Here is an 18,873-nt window from a genome sequence, read left to right as displayed (position 1 = left end):
CTCAGGAGCCGGCGGCCCGGGCGTCCCCGGCCGGCTTCTCCACGGGGGCGGGCTCGACGACGGTCAGCGGCAGCGGGGCGGTGTACCGCAGCTCCGCGAAGGCACCCGCGGGCACCGCGGGGGAGTGCGGGAACACCGGCTTCACCCGGCGGTACTCCTCCCCCTGGGCCGGGCGGGTGTCCTCCTCGCCCTTGTTGGGCCACATCGACAGCGCGCGCTCGGCCTGCGCGGTGATCGTCAGCGACGGGTTCACGCCCAGGTTCGCGGTGACCGCCGCCCCGTCCACCACGTGCAGGTCCGGGTACCCGAACAGGCGGTGGTACGGGTCGATGACACCGTTCTCGGCGCTGTCGCCGATCGGGCAGCCGCCCAGGAAGTGCGCGGTCATCGGGATGTTGAAGACGTCGCCGACGGTGCCGCCCGGGTAGCCGTCGATCCGCTCGGCCAGCCGGGTGGCCACGTCCTGACCCGCCGGGATCCAGGTGGGGTTGGGCTCGCCGTGCCCCTGCCGGGAGGTGAGCTTCCTTCCCCCGCCGAAGAGCCCCTTCTTGACCGACGTGGTGAGCGAGTTGTCCAGCGACTGCATCACCAGGCCGATGATGATCCGCTCCGACCAGCGCCGGTTGGAGAAGCTGCGGGCGAACACCACCGGGTGGCGGACCGCCCGGCCCAGGAACCGCGCCCAGCGGGGGACGCGGCCGCCGCCCGGCACCTGGATGGCGGTGAGCAGGCCCATCGCGTTGGAGCCCTTGCCGTAGCGGACCGGTTCGATGTGGGTGTTCTCGTCGGGGTGGATGGAGGAGGTGATGGCCACGCCGTGGGTCAGGTCCTCCCGCCACGGCACGTGGCGGCTCATCGCCCCCACCAGGGCCTCGGAGTTGGTGCGGGTGAGCGTGCCCAGCCGGTCCGACAGCCGGGGCAGCAGCCCGGCGTCCTTCATCCGGTGCAGGAGGGTCTGGGTGTTGTAGGTCCCGGCCGCGACGACGACCTGGCGGGCGGTGAACGTGCGGGCGTTCTCCCGGCGCCGGGGGGCGTCGGTGCGCAGGGCGTCGACGGCGTACCCGCCGTCGGCCAGGGGGCGGACGCGCTCCACCGTGGTCAGGGGGTGCACCTCGGCGCCCCCGCGCTCCGCGAAGTACAGGTAGTTCTCGGTCAGCGTGTTCTTGGCACCGTGCCGGCAGCCGGTCATGCACTCGCCGCACTCCAGGCAGGCCCTGCGCTCCGGCCCGGCCCCGCCGAAGTACGGGTCGCCCACGGACTCGCCCGGGGCGGCCTCGGCCCCCGAACCGTCCTCGCCGTCGCCGAAGCAGACGCCGACCGGGGTCAGCCGGAAGGTGTGGCCCACGCCGATCTCGTCGGCGACCGCCTTGAGATGGCGGTCGGAGGCGGTGACGGTGGGGTTGGTGCGCACGCCCAGCATGCGCCGGGCCTGGTCGTAGAAGGGCGCCAGCTCCGACTTCCAGTCGGTGATGTGGCGCCACTGCGGGTCCTCGAAGAACGGGTCCAGCGGGTGGTACAGCGTGTTGGCGTAGTTGAGGGAACCGCCGCCGACCCCGGCGCCGGCCAGGATCATCACGTCGCGCAGCAGGTGGATCCGCTGGATGCCGTAGAGCCCGGCCCGCGGCGCCCAGAGGAAGTTCTTCACGTCCCAGGACGAGGACGGCAGGGTCTCGGGGGTGAAACGGCGCCCTGCTTCCAGGACGCCGACACGGTAGCCCTTCTCGGTGAGGCGGAGGGCACTGACCGATCCGCCGAAGCCGGATCCGATCACCACGACGTCGTAGTCGAAGCGGTCGTCCCCGGTCGGTCCGGTGGCCTTGTCGGGGGTGGCGGGGGAGTCCGCGTTGCGCTCTCGGGGCACGTGCTGGTCTCGCTATCAGGTCGGTTGCGGTCGGCCCGAGGTGCGCCGGCCACGGGTCCGCAACATTCTTTGCGCCATCTAGAATTGTGACAATAACTATTGTAATGTTCGTCACTACCGCCGAGTAAGGTGTGTTCCATGTAACACGCGAGGCGTGCATCGGCGCAAGTTCCTCTCCCCCACGCCGCCTCCCGGGGCGGCGGACCACTGGAGGTTTCCATGCCCAAGGCTTCCGAGGAGACGCCTGAGGTGTCCCAGGACGCGCCTGAGCAGCACGAAGGTCCGCGTGGCACCCGCTGGCGCCGTTTCGCCCTCGTGGCGGTGCCCGGCTTCGCCGCCGCGGCCGTGCTCGGCGGGATGACCACGCAGGGCCTGCTCGCCGCCTCGTTCGCCGTCTCCGGCGACAGCTTCAAGCTCTCCGCCGACAGCCTGGTCGGCAACGGCTTCACCCAGTACGGCGACGTCGCCACGTCCGTGGACGGCGCCGGGCGCCCGGTGGGCCTGTCGGCGATCAACACCGCCGAGATCGACAACCTCTGCCTGTCCTCGCTCTGGGACCTGCCGATCGGCGAGGCCACCCTGGTCATCACCGCGGGGGAGGCCACCCCGGTCGAGGGCACCAACCTGGTCATCGACATCGAGCAGCTCCAGGGCAACGCCGAGTTCGGCGAGATCGAGATCGGCCGGGACGCCAGCACCCTCGACAGGGCCGAGGGCGGCCAGGGCCCGGCGGGCGGCTTCGGCCTCCAGTCCGAGAGCATCACGATCTCCGAGATGGAACTGACCACCTGGGCCGTCACCTCCGGCTCCCTGCGCCTGTCCGGGCTGGGGCTGGCGGTCAAGCCCGGAAACCACGAGTGCTTCTGATCCCATGACCCGTGCACTGACCCTCCTGCGCTCGGGATGGGGACGGTTCCGCGAGTGGCGGCACGGCCGCCCGTTCTGGGGCGGCGTCATCCTCATCGCGGCCGGAGTCGAGCTGCTGGTCGCCCCGGCCGCCCAGACCCTCGTCCTCCCGATCGACCTGATCATCTACGCCGGCATCGCCGGCGTCTCCGGCACCCTCATCGCGGCGCTCTTGATCGTGCTCGGCGTGCTGAGCTGGCTCCAGCCGGCCCAGAACACGTTCTTCGGAGTGGTCGGGGTCCTGCTCGCCCTGGTGACCTTCGTGACCTCCAACTTCGGCGGGTTCGTCATCGGCATGCTGCTCGGCATCGTCGGCGGGTCGCTCGTGTTCGCGTGGGGTCCCAGGACCCGTCGGCGCCCGCGCGGGCGCCGACGGGCCGGGGCCCCGGCGGACGGCGCCGCGGACGGGGACGCGGCCGCCCCCGACGACGAACTGCCCGCGGCCGGGGGGCCCGAGGCCGGGACCCGGCCGCTGGCCGCCCTCGCCCTGCCCCTGGCCGCCGCCGTCGTCCTGGCCTCGGCCCCCGCCCCCACCCTGGGCTGGCCCTGGGACTGGCTCTTCCCGGGCGGCGGGGGCGAGGAGCAGCCCGCCGACGACCCCTCCGCCTCGCCCTCCCCCTCCCCGTCACCGACCCCCTCGCCCGGCGACCCGGGCGGCGACCCCGCCCCGGAGGAGCCCGGCACCGAGGACCCGGGGGAGGAGCCCGGCGAGGAGGGGGGAGAAGAAGGGGAAGAGGAGGCCGGTGAGGAGACCGAGGCCGACCCGGCCGAGTGCGAGTTCCGCACCGGCGAGGGGGCGCTGGCCCGGAGCGAGGACGAGTTCGTCGAAGCGGTCCTGGCCTGCCAGGCCGCCCAGGAGGCCGACGAGCTCCCCGAGGTCCCCGCAGACGCGGACTACGACTGCTCCCGCGGCTCGGTCCGCACCTCCGGGCTGACCGCCGACGTGCTGACCATGAGCGGCGCCCGCTACGACGGCGTCGTGGAGTGCCCGACCGCGAACGGCCCCCAGCGCTACATCCGGCTCACCATGGACCGGGCCGAGGTCACCGGCGGGGACCTGTGGTTCGAGGAGCACGGCACCCGGATGAGCCTGGGCCTGCCGTCCATGACCCTGGACGGCGACGTCGTCATGCACGTCACCCGGATGAAGGTCAACATCTTCGGGATCCCCCTCCCGATCACCTTCACCCCGGACTTCCCGCCGCCGCTGCTGCTGCCGTACATGTTCGTGACCGAGGTCGACGTCTCCAGCCCGATGGCGGGCACCGACCGGATGAACATCACCGGCCTGAACGGCCGGTTCGCGGGCTGACGCCCGCAGGACACGGCGGGGCGCCGCGCGGTCCGCGCGGCGCCCCCTGTCGTGTTCCGGGCCCGGGTCAGCGGCCCTCGGCGATCAGCCGGCTCGGCCGCCCCACGTGCGAGACGTACAGGGCGTCGCGCGCCCGCGTGCAGGCGGTGAACAGCAGCGTCCGCTCCTGCTGGAAGGCGTGCTCCAGGGCGACCTGGTCGCCGTCGGCGGCCTCGATCGCGGCCTTGGGCGGCAGCAGGTGGTCGGCGACCCCCACCAGGGCCACGCAGCGGAACTCCTGGCCCTTGAGCCGGTGCAGCGTGCCCACGCGCACCGCCCCCGAGCCGCCGGACTCCTCCAGCGGTGCGGTCGGGATGCCCCGGGCCGTCAGCTCCTTGTCGATCCCGCGCACCACCCAGTGGTTGCGCCCGGCCACCGCGATCTCGGTCGGGTCGACCCCCGCCTCCAGCCACACCCGCACCCAGTCGCCCAGGGCGGCGAGCTCCTCGGCGCGGTCGGCGCAGCCGCGCACCACCGGCGCCGGGCCGCGCAGCAGCGAGCGGTAGCCGGCCAGGGTGTCGGCGTCGTCGTCCATGCCCAGCGCCGCCCTGCGGCCCAGGATGGGCATGCTCCAGTCGAGGATCTCCTGGGTGACCCGGTAGCCCACCCGGAGCCGGTGGCCGCGCCCGCGCACGTTGATGCCGAGCGAGGCCAGGGAGACCCGGTTGTCGGACACCCGCTGGTGCGGGTCGCCCACGATGAACAGGTCGTCGGGGCCCTCGGGGACGGCGGCGCGCAGCATCCGCCACTGGGCCGGGTGCAGGTCCTGCGCCTCGTCGACCACCGCGTGCCGGAACAGCGGCGCCCCGCGGCCCAGGACACGGGCGGCCTCCGCGGCCAGCTGCGGGTAGGACCACAGCCCCTCCACCCGCATGGCGCCGACGTAGCGCCGGATCGTCTCCCACACCTGGCGCCGGTGCTCGGGCGCCAGGTGCTGGACACGCCCGCTGCGCTCGCAGCGGATGTACTCGGGCAGCAGCTCCATCCCCTTGGCGAGGATGACCTGCTCCCACTCGTCGACCAGGAAGCGGCCGGAGAAGGGCAGCCCGTCGGCCAGCGCCAGCGCGCGCCAGCGGCGGGCCAGGTCGTCCTTGCCGATGAGGCGCGGCGGGACGCCGTGGGCCTGCACCACGGAACGGGCGAGGCTGTCGATGGTCGCCACCCGGACCCGGGCGCGCACCCCGGGGTCGGGCAGCAGCTGGTCGAGGCGGTCGGACAGGGACTGGGCCAGGGCCCGGTTGTAGGTGGTCAGCAGGACCGACTCGCGGTGGTCCTCGGGGTGGGCGGCGGCGTCGCGCTCGGCCAGGTGGGCGGCCCGGTGCAGGGCGATGACGGTCTTGCCGGTGCCGGGGCCGCCGGTGATCTGCACGGCGCCGTTGTAGTGGGCCTCGGTGATCCGGTGCTGGTCGGGGTGGAGCGTGACCTGCCACTGCCGGAAGGGCGCGCGCAGGGCGCCGGCCAGCTCGGGCGGGCCGCTGGGGCGGGGGTCGGCCGGGGCGCCGCCGCCGAGCGGGACGATCTCCGGGGACGCCGGGACCAGGCGGCGGGCGAAGCGCAGCGCCTCCTCGCGCGGCAGCACGGTGAGCAGGCGGTAGCGGGTCCGCGGGTGCTCGGCGGGGTCGTCCCCGGTCCCGTCGTCGGGCTCGTCGTCGGCGGGTGCCGGGACGACGACGCCGGACCAGTCGGGGTCGATGCCGACGATCCGGACCCGCGGGTCGGCGGCGTCCGCGACGGGCTCCAGGGCGGGCCGTTCGCCGGCCTGGTAGGCGCGCATCACGGCCAGGGTGTTGAGCTGGACGTCGGGCGTGAGGCGGGTGAAGTCGCTGAGGAAGGTCGGGGCGATCGCAAGGGCGGACACGTCGTGGGTCTCCTCCGGTCTTCGACCAGGTGATGGCTCGGGGTCTGAGGCGTTCGGAGCGGGCGGTGTCGGGGCGGAGGGGCCGGGCCGGCGAACCCTCTCACCTGTGAACATGCTCTCTGCGGAATTCCGGCAAACGCCGCTCGCGGGCCGATTCCCGTCAGGTTTCCGGGGCTTTTCGGGAGGGGTGTCGTCCCAGGTGGGAGGGGGTTCTGCGGACGCCTGTTCGAGTGCCGTCCCGAGCATTTCCGGGGCGCGCGGAGGCGCGTCCGCTGACCTGCGGTTCCGTGGCGGTCCACAGTGTCCTCAAAGGTGTTTAAGTGCTGTCCGAAACCCGGCAACGCAGGGCGACAATGCCTGATCCGGGCGGGGGTCGTGGGAAGGCCGGTGCGGGATGGGCCGGTGAGAACCGGCGGACCGAAAATCGAACGGAAGAACGGTCATCCGGTAACGCATGTGTACAGACGTGTCTTCTGGTGGCATTTCACGCAGTGGCCGGTTTCGGACACGCTCTGTGCAGAGCCGTCCGGGCACGAGATCGTGTAACGCACAGGGGAGACGGCCGCGTGCCATCCGTGCGGTCCAGGACTCTGCCGGGGTCCGTCCTACCCCGGCAGAGTCCTGACCACCCGCGGGCGTGCGCCGCGGGTGCCCACTCTGCGGCGCGGCGCTCCGGAGCGCCCCGCCACCACCCTCACCGGTACCCCGGCCCCGCCCGCCCCAAAGCACGCAGGGCGGGGCATTCCCATTCCCTTCGCGAGGCGGCCGTGCTCTACGGTGGTGGTCACCAGGACGACGAAGGGAACGGTGCGGTCGTGGTCTCCGACGAAAGCGCCCGTATGCGGGTCTCCGACGCCGAACGCCAGCAGGTGGCGGAGGTGCTCAGGGACGCCGCGGCCGAGGGGCGCATCACCCTCGACGAACTCGACGAGCGGCTCGAGGCCGCCTTCAACGCCAAGACCTACGCCGACTTCGAGCCCATCACCGCCGACCTGCCCGGCGCGCCCGGGGCGGCCGCCGCCGAGCCCGTCCCCGCCGTGGGGGCCGACCGCTCGGCCGACCGCCTCCGCCCCCAGGACGTCATGGTCATCCGGTCCGACGGCGACACCTTCTCCCGCAAGGGCCGCTGGCAGGTGCCCCGCCGCATCGAGGTCCGCAACAGGTACGGGGGCACCCGGCTCGACTTCCGCGAGGCCGACATCCCCCACGACCGCGTCGAGGTCCACCTGGAGGTGTCCTGGGGAGGCGCCGAGGTGATCCTCCCCGAGCAGGCCACCGCCGAGGTCGACGTGGACACCTCCTGGCTGGGCAGCCTGAAGGTGGACGCCGACGCCATCCCCCGCCCGCCCGCTCCGCACTTCGTCATCACCGGCACCTGCCACGGCGGCACCCTCCAGGTCGGCCACCGCCGCCCCTTCTCCTGGTCCTCCCTCTTCGGCGTGTGACCGCCCCGGCCCCACGGGCCGCGGGCCGCGGGGGCCCGCGGGCTGCCATCATGGGGTGCGCCCCGCGCGGGGGCGCGGGAACGGACGGAGGGCCGACGGTGTCGGTGTGGATCGTGGCGGCCGGAGTGTGCGCGGCCGCGTTGAGCCCCTACATCTGGCTGACGGCCGCCTCCGTCGGCCGCCTCCGGACGGTGGAGACCGTCCCGGACCGGCCGGTGGCGGTCGTCCTGGGCGCGGCCGCCTGGGCAGACGGCCCCTCGCCTCTGCTGGCCCGCCGCCTGGACCTGGCCGTGCGCCTGTACCTCGGCGGCAGGGTGGAGCGCGTCATCGTCTCGGGCGACAACCGCGAGGTGTCGCGCCGCGAGACCGACACCATGGCCGCCTACCTCGTCGCCCACGGGGTCCCCGCGGACCGGATCGACGCCGACCCCCACGGCTACCGCACCTGGGACACCTGCGTGCGGGTCCGCGACCTGTTCGGGGTCCGCTCCGCGACCATGGTCACCCAGTCGTTCCACCTGCCCCGCACCGTCGCACTGGCCCGGGCCGCGGGTATCGACGCCGTGGGCGTGGGCGATCCCAGCATGGGGGCCCGCCGCCGCTCCACCGTCATCGGGTACGCCCGCGAGGCCGGGGCCGCGGTCAAGGCCCTGCGCGACGCCGTGCTGCGGCCCGCCCCCGCCCGGACCGGCCCCTGAACCCGGCGATACTGGGGGCATGAACGCGACCCCGAACGACGCGCACACCGGTCCCGAGAGCGTGGACTGGACGGCCCTGGCCCCGGAGGGCGGCGAGCGCATCGCCTCCCTGCTGGCCGAGGTCACCGGCAGCGACACGGCCCTGTCCGAACTGCACGACATCATCGAGTTCCCCGCCCCCGGCCACCGGGCGGCCCCCCGGGCGGTGGACTTCCTCGTCGACGCGGCCTGCTCCGAGCAGACCCCCGCCACCGACCGGTGGCGCCCCCTGAGCCTGCTGCTGGAGCTGGTCTCCGTGCACGCCGAGGACCATTTCCCCGAGCCCCGCGACCTGGCGCAGTGGCGCGACGAGGTGGCCTGGATCACCTCCACCGACACCGGGAAGGCCGTCGAGCAGTACCGGACCTGGGTGGAGGAGGCCCCGGACGAGCAGCAGCGGCGCAGGATGCGCAACCGGCTCGAGGTCCTGGAGCTGCCCGACGGCCCCGCCCTGCTCCAGGCCGAGCTGGACACCTTCGAGGCGATCCGCGCCCGCGTCCCCGACCTGCTGGAGCTGCTCAAGGGCGCGGCGAACCGCGGCGGCATGGACCGGGCCGGGGAGTGGGTCTCCTACCTGCTGGCCTTCCTCACCCCCGACGCCGACCGGATCGTCGCCGGCATCACCGGCGCCTCCCAGATCCTGCTCGCCAAGGACCTGCGCCCCACCCGCCAGGCGCCCTCCAGCCTGCGCGACATGATGGACCAGGCCTTGGCCGGGGGGTCCGAGCCGCTGCCCGCGGAACTGTTCGCGCTGGGCGCGCTGGCCGGGCCGGACGACATCGACCTCACCGTCGCCCTCACCCACCAGATGGCCGGCGGCAACCTGTACAACTCCTTCGCCGCGTCGGTGGCGCTGGTGATGATCCACGGCGGCAACACCCCGCGCGAGGCGCTGCGCCGGATCGGCCGCGGCGGCGGCACCACCAGCGGCTACGAGGGCCTGTTCAACGAGTCGTGGCCGCACTGCGGCGAGCGCTCGCCGCAGGTGCTGGGCTTCCTGGCCCTGGGACGGGCGGGGGGCCGCGCCCGCCGCCTGCGCCTGGACATCCTGCCCGGCCTGATCAAGGGCGAGGAGGACTCGCGCGCCCTGGTCACCGCCGCGGGGCTGGAGCTGGTCCTGGGGCCGCGCACCCAGGGGTTCACCCTCGAGGACCACCTCAACGCCGAGTACGACGAGGAGACCCTCAAGGTGATGTGGGCGATCGCCGAGCTGCCCGCCCAGGCCTGGGAGGACGCGGAGTTCCGGGAGGTCCTGGCCGCCTGGGGGCTGCCGGAGGACCCCGAGGAGTTCCGCACCTCGGTGGGCGTGGAGCTGGAGCCCGAGGTGGTGGAGCCGCAGGCCCCCGCCGCCCCCGAGCCGCCGCAGCAGCAGGGCGGGCTCTTCGGCCGCCTGTTCGGCGGCCGCTGACCTCCGCCGGACCCCGCGGGAACCGCGTCGCGGCGGCCCCCGTCGAAACCGGCACGGCCGGAGCGGGGACGCCCCGGCCGTCCGGCGGCCCCCGCCGTCCGCCGCCGCCCCTCGGGGCCGCGGCCGACGGGCCCTCGCGGGGCCGCGGGACCCCTCCGGACCGGAGCCGCGTCCGGCCCCGGGGGCGGCTGCCACCGCCCCCGGGATGGGGAGTCCCGCCCCGGGCTCTCAGCCCCGTTCGAGGGCGGTGCCGATCAGCCCCAGCGGCGGGGAGCCCAGGTCCAGCAGGGCCCGGTGGAAGCGGCCCAGGGAGAACTCCGACCCCCACCGCTCGCGGGCCCGCTCGCGCAGCCGCAGGATCTCCAGCTTGCCCCACGTGTACCGGCCGTAGGTGGGGTCGAACGTGGCCCGCCGCGCCTCCGATAGCGCCGCCGGGCCCTGGAGCGGGGTGTCCTCGGAGAACAGCGCCGCCGCCTCCTCCACCGTCATGGTCCCGGTGTGCATGCCGATGGCCACCGACAGCCGGGTCACCCGGATGAGGGCCTCCACCCACACGCCCGCCTCGTAGTGGTCGGCGGTCCACCCCCCGACGCCGCAGCGCTCGGCGGCGTAGTCCCCGAAGCCCTCCTCCAGCATCATCTCCTCGGCGTAGTGCGCCCAGCCCTCGGCGAACGCCATCGAGTGCAGCGCCCGCCGCACCGGGCCGGGGGCGCGCCGCAGCGCCCGCCCGTGCGAGAAGTGGCCGGGGGCCACCTCGTGCACGCTCACCGCCGGCAGCGTGGTGTCGCTGAACATCTCCAGCCACTCGGCGGTCTCCGCCGCGTCCCAGGCGGGGTCGGGCGGGGTGATGTAGTAGAACGACGGGGTGTCGGCCTCCCACGGCCCGGACCAGGCCATCATCGCGGTGGCCCAGCGGTGGGCGGGCGGGGACAGGTCCACCCGGCACTCGCCGTCGCCGTAGGGGGCCAGGCCGCGCTCGGCGGTGAACTCCAGCGCCAGCTCCGTCCAGCGGCGGGCGGCGTCGAGCACCCCGTCGCCGTCCGGGCCCTGCGCGGTCAGCTTCCGGACCGCGGTCATGACGTCCTCGCCGGGGGCGATCCGGCCGACCGCCTCGGCCAGCCGCGCCCGCAGCCGGTCGCGTTCGGCCCGCGCCCGCTCCGCCAGCTCCACCGGGTCGACCTCCAGGGCCTCCCCGGTGCCCATGAGCCGGGCCAGCCCCTCGGCGCCCAGCGAGGCGTCCTCGGGCCCCTCCTCGGCGGCCCGCTCCACATGGGCGACCAGGCGGGCGTGCGCGGCCAGCGCGGTCTCGCGCAGCGGGGCGGGCACGTCCTCGGGCAGCCCCTCGGCCAGCCCGCGGACGGCGCCGACCAGGGAGCGCGCCACCGGGGCGGGCATCCGGTCCAGGGCGGCGATCGCGTTGTCCACGCCGCGCGGCCACTGCGCCAGGTGGGCGTCCCGGGCCCTGCGGCGCTCGGCCTCGGGGGCGTAGTCCCGGTCGTAGCCGGAGACGTCGAGCTCGCCCAGGTGGTACAGGGGGTTGGCGCGGTACTGCAGCGCCTCGCCCAGCGCGTACCGGGCCTCGGCCTCGAACGCGGCCAGGTGTGCTTCGTCGTGGGGATCGTCCAGCGGCGCGCCGCCCAGCGCCGCCAGGGCGGCCTCGACGCCGGCGGGGGAGAGGTCGGCGACGCGGCCGTCGTACTCGTGCATGCCCGCTCCGTCGCGCATGGCGCCGGGCATGAGGTCGGCCAGGGCCCGCAGCCGGGCCGGGATTTCATGGTTCTCGGGGTGTGGCATGCCCCGACCTTAGAGCGCGGGCCGCGAAAGCACACCCCGCTGTGCGGGGGGCGGAACCCCGGGCCCCTCCCAGTCGTCTCCCCGGGTGTGACGACCTCCGAAGAAGCCTCCGCCGAGTCCTCCGACGCCACGGCCGGGAAACGGCCGCGCCGCCGCCGGCTCCTCCTGCTTCCGCTGTTCGCGCTCGCCCTGGTGGCGGCGTTCGCCCCCTTCGTGTGGGTGGTCGCCGGGACCTCCGGGTACCGCCACGCCACCGTCGCCGACGTGCCCGAGCGGCCGGTGGCGCTGGTCCTGGGCGCCGGGGTGCGCGAGGACGGGCTCCCCACCCGGGTGCTGGCCCGGAGGCTGGAGCTGGCCGCCGACCTGTACTTCGCCGGCAAGGCCGAGGTGCTGCTGGTGAGCGGCGACAACAGCGTGGAGCACTACAACGAGACCGACACCATGCGCGACCACCTGGTGGCCGCCGGGGTCCCGGCCGAGCACATCGCGGCCGACTACGCCGGGTTCTCCACCTGGGAGTCGTGCGTGCGCGCCCGCGAGGTGTTCGGGGTGACCGAGGCGACCGTGGTCACCCAGGACTTCCACCTGCCCCGGGCGGTGCGCCTATGCCGGGCGGCCGGCATCGACGCGGTCGGCGTCGCCGACGCCGCCGCCCAGGAGCGGGTCTGGGCCACCCGCTACGGCTGGGCGCGGGAGGTCCCCGCGGCGGTGGCGGCCCTGGGCACCGTGGTGTTCCGCCCCGACCCCACCTTCCTGGGCCCCTACGAGACCGCCGTCGACGACGCGCTCGCCGCCGCCCGGAAGGACGAGGGGTAGCCGGGGCCGCGACCCGGGGTACGCCCGGCGGATCGTTCCGGGCCGCGGCCGCCGCGCCGCCCATGCCCGGCCGGCCCCGGGCCGGCCCCGCCGGGCGTCCTGCGAGAGATCGCCCGAGGGCCGCTCCCGGCGCCCGGCGCGAGCGCCGGGCCGCACGGGAGCGCCCGCCGAACCCCGCCTAGGACAGCCCGGCCAGGGCGTCGCGGACCCGGCCCCGGGCCCCGGCCAGCGCCTCCCGGGCCTCGGCGGCCGGCACCCCGGCCAGCAGCGACACCAGGGCCGTGCGGGTGTCGCCCCCGGCCTCGGTGAGCGCCCGCGCGCAGTCCTCCTCGCCGGCGCCGGAGGCCTGGGCCAGGATGGTCACCACCCGGCCGCGCAGCTTCCCGTTGCTGGCGTCCACGCCCACCATGAGGTTGGAGTAGGTGCGCCCCATCCGGACCATCACGGCGGTGGAGAACGCGTTCAGCGCCAGTTTCTGGGCGGTGCCCGCCTTCATCCGGGTCGATCCGGCGATGACCTCGGCACCGGTGTCCACGCCCACGTGCACGTCGACGTGCTCCGCCAGCGGGGCGTCCGGGTTGGCGCTGATGAGCACGGTCGCGGCGGACCGCTCCCGGGCCGCCTCCAGAGCGCCGCCCACGTACGGGGTGCGGCCGCTGGCCGCCAGCCCGACCGCCAGCGAGCCGGGGGCCAGCCCCGAGGCGTCCGCGCGCCCGGACCCCCAGTCGTCCTCGATGCCCTCCACCGCGCGGACCAGGGCCGCCCCGCCGCCCGCGTGGTGGGACACCACCCACTCGGGGGGCACCCCGTAGGTGGGGGGCAGCTCGGCGGCGTCCTGGGCGGCGATGCGCCCGGAGGTCCCCGCGCCGAAGTAGTGGATGGCCGCCCCGCTCTCCAGGGCGGCCACCCCCAGCTCCACGGCCCGCGCGAGCTCCGGCAGCACCGCCTCCACCGCGGCGGGCACGGTGGCGTCCTCCGCGTTGATCCGCCGCAGGACGTCCAGGACCGACAACCGGTCGATGTCCAGGGTGCGGGGGTTGCGGGCCTCGGTGGGGGCGCGCACGATCACCGTCTCGCCCGGGGGCGCCCCGGGGTCCGACGGGCCGTCCGGGGTCCGTTCCCCGCCGTAGTGTTCCACAGCGCTCTCCTGTTCGGTCCGCACCCGCTGTCGTTCCTTTCCGGTCGGTCCCCGGTCCGCCGCCGCGGCCCCGCCCGTCATCCGCCGCCCCCGGACGTGTGCTCCGGGCCCGGGGAATCCCGCCCGCGCCTCACGGCCGGTCGTCGGCGGCCCTGTCGTCGGGCCGGCCCCGGCGACGCTTGCGGTCGTCGCTGATGCGCAGCCCCCGCACCGCCTCGGCGGTGGTCTCCAGGGCCGCCCTGCTGTCGGCGTACCGGCTCTGGGCCAGCCCCACGAACAGGCAGTCCACCACGGTCAGCTGGGCCAGCCGGCTGGCGGTCGCCCCGGACCGGAAGGTGGTCTCCCGGGCCGCCGTGGTCAGCACGTGGTCGGCGAACCCGATGGCGGAGCGCGGGAAGTTGGTGATGGCCACGGTGCGCGCGCCCCGGCGCCCGGCCTCGGTCAGGGCCTGCACGGTGTCGATGGTGGCGCCGCTGTGCGAGATGCCGATGGCCACGTCGCGCTCGTCCAGCAGGGCCGCGCTGGTGAGCATCACGTGCGCGTCCGACCAGGCGAACGACGTGAGCCCGATCCGGTGCAGCTTCTGCTGGAGGTCGGCGCCCACGAACGCGCTGGCCCCCACCCCGTAGACGTCGATCCGCCGTGCGGACGACATCGTGTCGATGACGGTGCGCAGCACGTCGACGTCCAGGGCCGCGCCGGTCTCCTCGACCGCCCGGGCGTCGGTGTAGGCGATCTTCTGGACCACCGTCACCAGGGTGTCGTCGGGGTTGATGTCCCCGTCGGGCTCGGGGGCCCCGGTGGTGCGGGCCCCGCGCGCCTGGCCGGCCTCGGTGGCCAGCGCCAGGCGCAGCTCCCGGTACCCGCTGAAGTCGATGGTCCGGCAGAAGCGGATGACCGTGGCTTCAGAGGTCGCGCAGTCCTTCGCCAGTTGTGTGATGGAGGAGGCCGCCGCCCGCTCCGGGTCGTCGATGATGCGCTGGGCGACCCGCCGCTCGGCCGGTGCCAGCGAGGGCAGCAGCGAACGGATGCGGAGCACGGTGGTGGGGACCTGTGGGATCCCCGGTTCCACCCGGCCTTCCGTGGGCTTCGGAATGTGCGCCATGGAGGAAAGTTTCTTTCGGTCTCGGGGCAGAGTCAACGCGCGGAAGGGAAAAAGCGGGAGAATCCAGGATTCCAAGCGGTCGGCCCCGCGGCAAGTACCGAAGTCCCCGGACCTCGGGTTTCCCGGCTGAAGTGGGAGAAGGCGCCGGAAGGCGGCCGGCGCGGCCGGGGGCGGCGCGGGCGGACCCGGCACACGGCCCGTGCGCGGTGTCCACCGCGCACTCGCGCGCCGGGCCCGGGAGGGCCATCGCGGCCGCGGGGAAGTACCGGTCGTTCCGGCCCGCCGGTGACGAGTCTGGCGGCGGGCTCTTACGTTCGCCTTTCACCGAAGTGAACGGACGCGGGGTCTTGTGATATCGCCCGAATTCGTTTGCAGCGGTGCTCATGGGTCACACGAGTCGCTAGTGTCGACCCCATGACACAGAACAACGATCCGAATCAGGACCCCGCCGGGGCCACACAGCACTTCCAGCGTTTCGTCGACGAGAACCCCGAACCGGAGGCGCCCGAGCGCCGCCCCGTCCTGCCGATCGTCCTCGCGGGCGTCGGCGTGATCGCGGCCGTCGCGGTCGTCGTCGCGCTGGTCCTGGCCTTCTCCTGACCCGCGCGGGCGACCGGACAAACGGTTCGCGACCACTCCGCGAGTCCTGCTAGAGTTAACGACGTCGCCGGGGAGCACGGCCCACAGGGCCCGGATCCCCGGGAACGACCGGCGTCATTAGCTCAATTGGCAGAGCAGCTGACTCTTAATCAGCGGGTTCGGGGTTCGAGTCCCTGATGACGCACGGCGAACGGCCCCGGCAGAAGGCTCGGCCTTCCACCGGGGTCGATCACGTGGCGGTCCTCCGACCGTTCCGCAGTGGTCCGTATCACGGGCCGGGCGGTGCGGCGGCCCCCTGGGGGTCGGGTAGGATCGACCGGGTCGCGGTGCGGACGCAGGTCCGCGCGACGACGGGCGTCATTAGCTCAATTGGCAGAGCAGCTGACTCTTAATCAGCGGGTTCGGGGTTCGAGTCCCTGATGACGCACATTGCGGGAAGGCCCCCGGTCAGGTACCGGGGGCCTTCCGCATCCCCGGGGTCCCGGACCCCGCTCCGGGGGCACGGGAAATGTCGTGGCCCCGTGCTGTGCTGTACCGCATCCCCCACGAGCCCGAAGGAAGCAGGCCGGCCGGACCCCTCGGCCCCCACCGCTTTCCGGGCATATCCCACAAACGGATTGACACCGGCCCCGACCTGGTGAAATGTTGTCTCGCCGCCGTTTCGGGCCGGCCCTTCCCCTGAACCACTTCCGGAGTATCCCCATGTCCCTGTCCCCCTTCCGCGCGCTGGCCCTGTCCGCTCTGGCCTGCGGCGCCGCCCTCTCCCTCACCGGCTGCGGCGCCATCGTGAACAACCTCCTGGGCGGCGCCCCCGCCGAGACCGCCCCGGACGGCGCCACCGGCGGCTCCGAGGAGACCTCCCTCCTGCCGGAGAGCGACGACGTCTTCACCCTGGCCGTCGGCGACTGCTTCACCGAGGCCGAGTTCAACACCTCCTTCACCGGCGACGAGGTCAGCGAGGTCCCGACGCTCGACTGCGCCGAGGAGCACGACGCGGAGGTCTACCACATCGAGACGCTGCCCGAGGGCGCGTTCCCGGGTGAGACGGCCATCGAGTCCTCCGCCACGGAGGCCTGCGAGACCAACTTCGAGACGTTCATCGGCGTTCCCTACCTGGAGTCGGAGCTGTACTACAGCTACCTGACCCCGACCGAGGACGGCTGGAACACCGTCGACGACCGCGAGATCGTCTGCTACATCGTCACCAGCGGCGAGATGGTCACCGGCACCCTCGCCGGCGCCGCCCGCTAGGTTCCCGACCGGTCCGCCCCTATCGGGCGGACCGGTATTTTTCCGTCCGGACCGGGAACCACGGCCGTTCTCCGCGCATCTGGATAAGTGTCGCCGGGTCCGTCGGCGACAGGTAACGAAGAACCCCTGTTGGAGTCGCCATGTTGTCGGAATTGCGCCGTTCGCCCTATGGGCGCCTCGTGCTCGGCCCCCTGGTCGTCGGCGCGGCACTGTCGCTGACGGCGTGCAGCCCCGAAATGCTGCTGCCTCCGGCGCTGCGTCCGGGAGCGGAGGTGGCGCCGTCCCCCGAAGCGACCGAGACCCCTGCGGAGACTCCGGTGGAGACCCCCGCGGAGACCCCGGTGGAAACCCCCATGGACCCCGAGGACACCGATGTCTTCGACATCTACCTCGGCGACTGCCTGACCGAGTTCGGCTCGGACGAGGACTCGATCTCCTCGGTGCCCAAGATCGACTGCGCGGAGCCGCACGTCTACGAGGTCTACCACGTCGAGAACATCAACGAGTCCGGCGACTACCCCGGTGAGACCTCCGTCTCCGACTCGGCCAACGAGCTGTGCGAGGCGGCGTTCGAGCCCTTCGTCGGCACCGGGTACTACGACTCGGCCCTCTACTACACGCCGCTCTTCCCGACGGCGGACGGCTGGGCCGCGGGCGACCGCGAGGTCCTGTGCCTGATCTACGACCCCGCGGGCGACACCACCGGCACCCTGGCGGGCGCCAACCGGTAGGACACCCGTTCCGGCGTACGGCCCGCACCGCCCACCGGCGGTGCGGGCCGTTCCCGTGCGGGGGTCAGCCGATCCAGGACGGCCGGGCCGCGAGCGGGTGCCCGCGCTCGGACATGATCTCGGCGACGACCGCGCCGGCCGCCTCCGCCTCCCGCGCCCTCAGGGCCGACGGCGCGTCCTGCGGCCGGGGCAGCCCGGCGCAGGTCGCGTCCCGCGGAGCCGCGCCGTCCACCAGGTAGGCGTCCACGGCCGCGGTCACGCAGTCGTGGCCGGGCATCCCGTAGAACCCGTGCCCGCCCTCGTCGGTGACGGTGACCAGGGCGTTGCCGAGCCTGTCGGCCATCCGCGGCCCGCCCTCGTAGACGGTGTTGGCGTCGAACTCCGCCGCGATCACCAGGCCGGGGGCGTAGCCCTCGCGCTCCAGCTCCACCAGCGGCTCGGCCGGCGCCCGCGAGGCGAACGCGCAGGGCTGCGGCGAGTCCCAGATCGCCCCGATGCCGTACGGGTTGTACTCGCGCGCCTCGCGCATGTCCCGGTAGTAGCCCGACAGGCGCGATGGCCACTCGGCCTCGCAGCTCACCGCCATGAGCAGGGAGTCGTTGGAGAGCTCCACCTCCGGGTCGGGGTACTCGGGGAGCTCGTACCCGGGGAAGGGCACGTCGTTCACGAAGAACCCGAGCTCGACCGAGATCAGGTCCCAGTACATCTGGTTCCGCGACGCCGAGCCGATGTAGAAGTCGAAGTCGTCGGCGGTGAAGGGCGTCCCCTCGGGCATGCCGGGGACGTCGTCGCGGGGCTCCTCCTCCAACCGGGCGCGGGTCTCCTCGACGGTGGCCAGCACCTCCTCGGGGGTGGACCCGAACCCGTACTCGTCGTGGCGCTCGGCGACCCACGCGGTGTACCGGTCCACGTTGGCCTTGTAGCCCCGGTTCTGGGTGCGGAAGAGCTCCCGCCACATGCCGTCGGGCAGGACCGAGGAGTCCAGCACGCTGAGGTCCAGCCTCTCGGGGAACAGGCTCCCGTACACCGCTCCCAGGTAGGTGCCGTAGGACACCCCGTAGTAGGAGGTCCGCTCCTCGCCCAGGGCGGCGCGGATCACGTCCATGTCCCGCGCGGTGTTCGCCGTGGTCATGAGCGGGATGAGGTCGCCGTGGGCGCTCTCACAGGACCGCTGGACGGAGACGGCCGCCCGGGTGACGGCCGAGAACTCGTCGTCGTCGGGGCGCGAGGGCGGGAGGGGGAGGTCCGCGCCGCAGTCGAGGTAGGGGGTGGAGGCTCCGCTGCCGCGCGGGTCCATCCCGATGATGTCGTACACCTCGGCGATGCGCTGGGTGCCCAGCCCGTAGCCGAACCCGAGGTCGGGCCGGGGCTCGATGGGCATGTAGCGGCCCGCGCCCCCGGGCCCGCCGGGGTTGGTCAGCAGGATGCCGCGCCGCTGACCGGGGTCGGTGGCGCGGTGGCGGCTGATCGCGATGGACGCCCGCTCGCCGCCGGGGTCGGCGTAGTCGAGGGGCACCTCGATCCAGGCGCAGTCCAGCCCCTCCAGGAGCCGTTCCTCGCAGGGGGCCCACTCGACCTCCTGCTCGTGGAACACGGCCAGGGGGTCGGCGGGCTCGGCGGCGGCCGGGGCGGCCGCGGCGAGCGACAGGGTCAGAGCGGACACCAGGGTGCCCACGGCGATCGATGGGTGTGCTCTGCGCACGGGGGTTCCCTTGCTGTTCCGGCCCGGGCCGCGGGGGCGGCGCCGAGGGAGCGTGCATCGGCCCGGTAACCGTATGTATTTCCGGTTCGCGTAGAACACCGACGAAAGTCATGTATCGCGGAGCGTGGCCTGATCCGGCCATGAAGTGAACGGGGGTTCATCCCTATATG

Annotated in this window: 15 protein-coding genes and 2 tRNA genes; 11 read left to right on the top strand and 6 right to left on the bottom strand. The window is 74.0% G+C overall.

Annotated elements, in window-relative coordinates; genetic code table 11:
* Nucleotide 1: 1 nt before the first annotated feature.
* On the bottom strand, nt 2-1,861 hold the full coding sequence (locus KGD84_RS25355) for a GMC oxidoreductase (protein WP_220562869.1): 1,860 nt from the start codon (nt 1,859-1,861) through the stop codon (nt 2-4).
* A 219-nt stretch (nt 1,862-2,080) separates the two neighbouring features.
* Here KGD84_RS25355 and KGD84_RS25350 point away from each other — a divergent pair, with 219 nt between their 5' ends.
* Together KGD84_RS25350 and KGD84_RS25345 are read left to right on the top strand one after the other, a co-directional pair.
* Nucleotides 2,081-2,728 carry a DUF6230 family protein gene (locus tag KGD84_RS25350; protein WP_220562868.1) on the top strand — a complete coding sequence of 216 codons (648 nt, stop codon included), beginning with the start codon at nt 2,081-2,083 and terminating at the stop codon, nt 2,726-2,728.
* A 4-nt stretch (nt 2,729-2,732) separates the two neighbouring features.
* Nucleotides 2,733-4,079, top strand: coding sequence for a DUF6114 domain-containing protein (locus KGD84_RS25345; RefSeq protein WP_220562867.1), 1,347 nt, complete (start codon nt 2,733-2,735; stop codon nt 4,077-4,079).
* Nucleotides 4,080-4,146: 67 nt separating this feature from the next.
* On the opposite strand, the gene KGD84_RS25340 is transcribed toward KGD84_RS25345, so the two are convergent.
* Complete coding sequence (locus KGD84_RS25340; RefSeq protein WP_220562866.1) at nt 4,147-5,976, bottom strand: UvrD-helicase domain-containing protein; 1,830 nt, start codon at nt 5,974-5,976, stop codon at nt 4,147-4,149.
* An 815-nt stretch (nt 5,977-6,791) separates the two neighbouring features.
* Between KGD84_RS25340 and KGD84_RS25335 the strand changes: the two genes are divergently transcribed.
* From KGD84_RS25335 to KGD84_RS25325, 3 genes are all read left to right on the top strand, one after another.
* Nucleotides 6,792-7,421 carry a DUF1707 SHOCT-like domain-containing protein gene (locus KGD84_RS25335; protein ID WP_255646804.1) on the top strand — a complete coding sequence of 210 codons (630 nt, stop codon included), beginning with the start codon at nt 6,792-6,794 and terminating at the stop codon, nt 7,419-7,421.
* A 98-nt stretch (nt 7,422-7,519) separates the two neighbouring features.
* Entirely contained in the window at nt 7,520-8,119 is a 600-nt protein-coding gene (locus tag KGD84_RS25330) for a SanA/YdcF family protein (RefSeq protein WP_220562865.1), read from the top strand.
* Between the two features lie 19 nt (nt 8,120-8,138).
* Entirely contained in the window at nt 8,139-9,566 is a 1,428-nt protein-coding gene (locus tag KGD84_RS25325) for a hypothetical protein (protein WP_220562864.1), read from the top strand.
* A gap of 228 nt (nt 9,567-9,794) precedes the next feature.
* Here KGD84_RS25325 and KGD84_RS25320 read toward each other — a convergent pair whose 3' ends face one another.
* On the bottom strand, nt 9,795-11,360 hold the full coding sequence (locus KGD84_RS25320) for a DUF885 family protein (RefSeq protein ID WP_255646800.1): 1,566 nt from the start codon (nt 11,358-11,360) through the stop codon (nt 9,795-9,797).
* Nucleotides 11,361-11,447: 87 nt separating this feature from the next.
* Here KGD84_RS25320 and KGD84_RS25315 point away from each other — a divergent pair, with 87 nt between their 5' ends.
* The gene (locus KGD84_RS25315; protein WP_255646799.1) at nt 11,448-12,176 is read left to right on the top strand and encodes a SanA/YdcF family protein; all 729 of its coding nucleotides are present in this window, start codon (nt 11,448-11,450) and stop codon (nt 12,174-12,176) included.
* Nucleotides 12,177-12,354: 178 nt separating this feature from the next.
* On the opposite strand, the gene KGD84_RS25310 is transcribed toward KGD84_RS25315, so the two are convergent.
* Nucleotides 12,355-13,338, bottom strand: coding sequence for an N-acetylmuramic acid 6-phosphate etherase (locus KGD84_RS25310; RefSeq protein WP_255646797.1), 984 nt, complete (start codon nt 13,336-13,338; stop codon nt 12,355-12,357).
* A gap of 106 nt (nt 13,339-13,444) precedes the next feature.
* Nucleotides 13,445-14,419, bottom strand: coding sequence for a MurR/RpiR family transcriptional regulator (locus tag KGD84_RS25305; RefSeq protein WP_220562861.1), 975 nt, complete (start codon nt 14,417-14,419; stop codon nt 13,445-13,447).
* 414 nt (nt 14,420-14,833) lie between these two features.
* Between KGD84_RS25305 and KGD84_RS25300 the strand changes: the two genes are divergently transcribed.
* From KGD84_RS25300 to KGD84_RS25280, 5 genes are all read left to right on the top strand, one after another.
* Nucleotides 14,834-15,019, top strand: coding sequence for a hypothetical protein (locus KGD84_RS25300; protein WP_220562860.1), 186 nt, complete (start codon nt 14,834-14,836; stop codon nt 15,017-15,019).
* Between the two features lie 111 nt (nt 15,020-15,130).
* Nucleotides 15,131-15,203: transfer RNA gene (locus tag KGD84_RS25295), tRNA-Lys, on the top strand.
* Between the two features lie 170 nt (nt 15,204-15,373).
* Nucleotides 15,374-15,446: transfer RNA gene (locus tag KGD84_RS25290), tRNA-Lys, on the top strand.
* A 275-nt stretch (nt 15,447-15,721) separates the two neighbouring features.
* A complete protein-coding gene (locus KGD84_RS25285) occupies nt 15,722-16,270 on the top strand; it encodes a septum formation family protein (RefSeq protein ID WP_220562859.1) in 549 nt (182 codons plus the stop codon).
* A 140-nt stretch (nt 16,271-16,410) separates the two neighbouring features.
* The gene (locus KGD84_RS25280) at nt 16,411-17,001 is read left to right on the top strand and encodes a septum formation family protein (RefSeq protein WP_220562858.1); all 591 of its coding nucleotides are present in this window, start codon (nt 16,411-16,413) and stop codon (nt 16,999-17,001) included.
* A gap of 64 nt (nt 17,002-17,065) precedes the next feature.
* On the opposite strand, the gene KGD84_RS25275 is transcribed toward KGD84_RS25280, so the two are convergent.
* Nucleotides 17,066-18,703, bottom strand: coding sequence for an alpha/beta hydrolase (locus KGD84_RS25275; RefSeq protein ID WP_255646796.1), 1,638 nt, complete (start codon nt 18,701-18,703; stop codon nt 17,066-17,068).
* Nucleotides 18,704-18,873 lie beyond the last annotated feature (170 nt).

The organism is Nocardiopsis changdeensis, assembly GCF_018316655.1.
Lineage (GTDB): Bacteria > Actinomycetota > Actinomycetes > Streptosporangiales > Streptosporangiaceae > Nocardiopsis > Nocardiopsis changdeensis.
The sequence above is the reverse complement of the archived record's forward strand: the minus strand, read 5'-3'. Positions and strand labels throughout refer to the sequence as shown.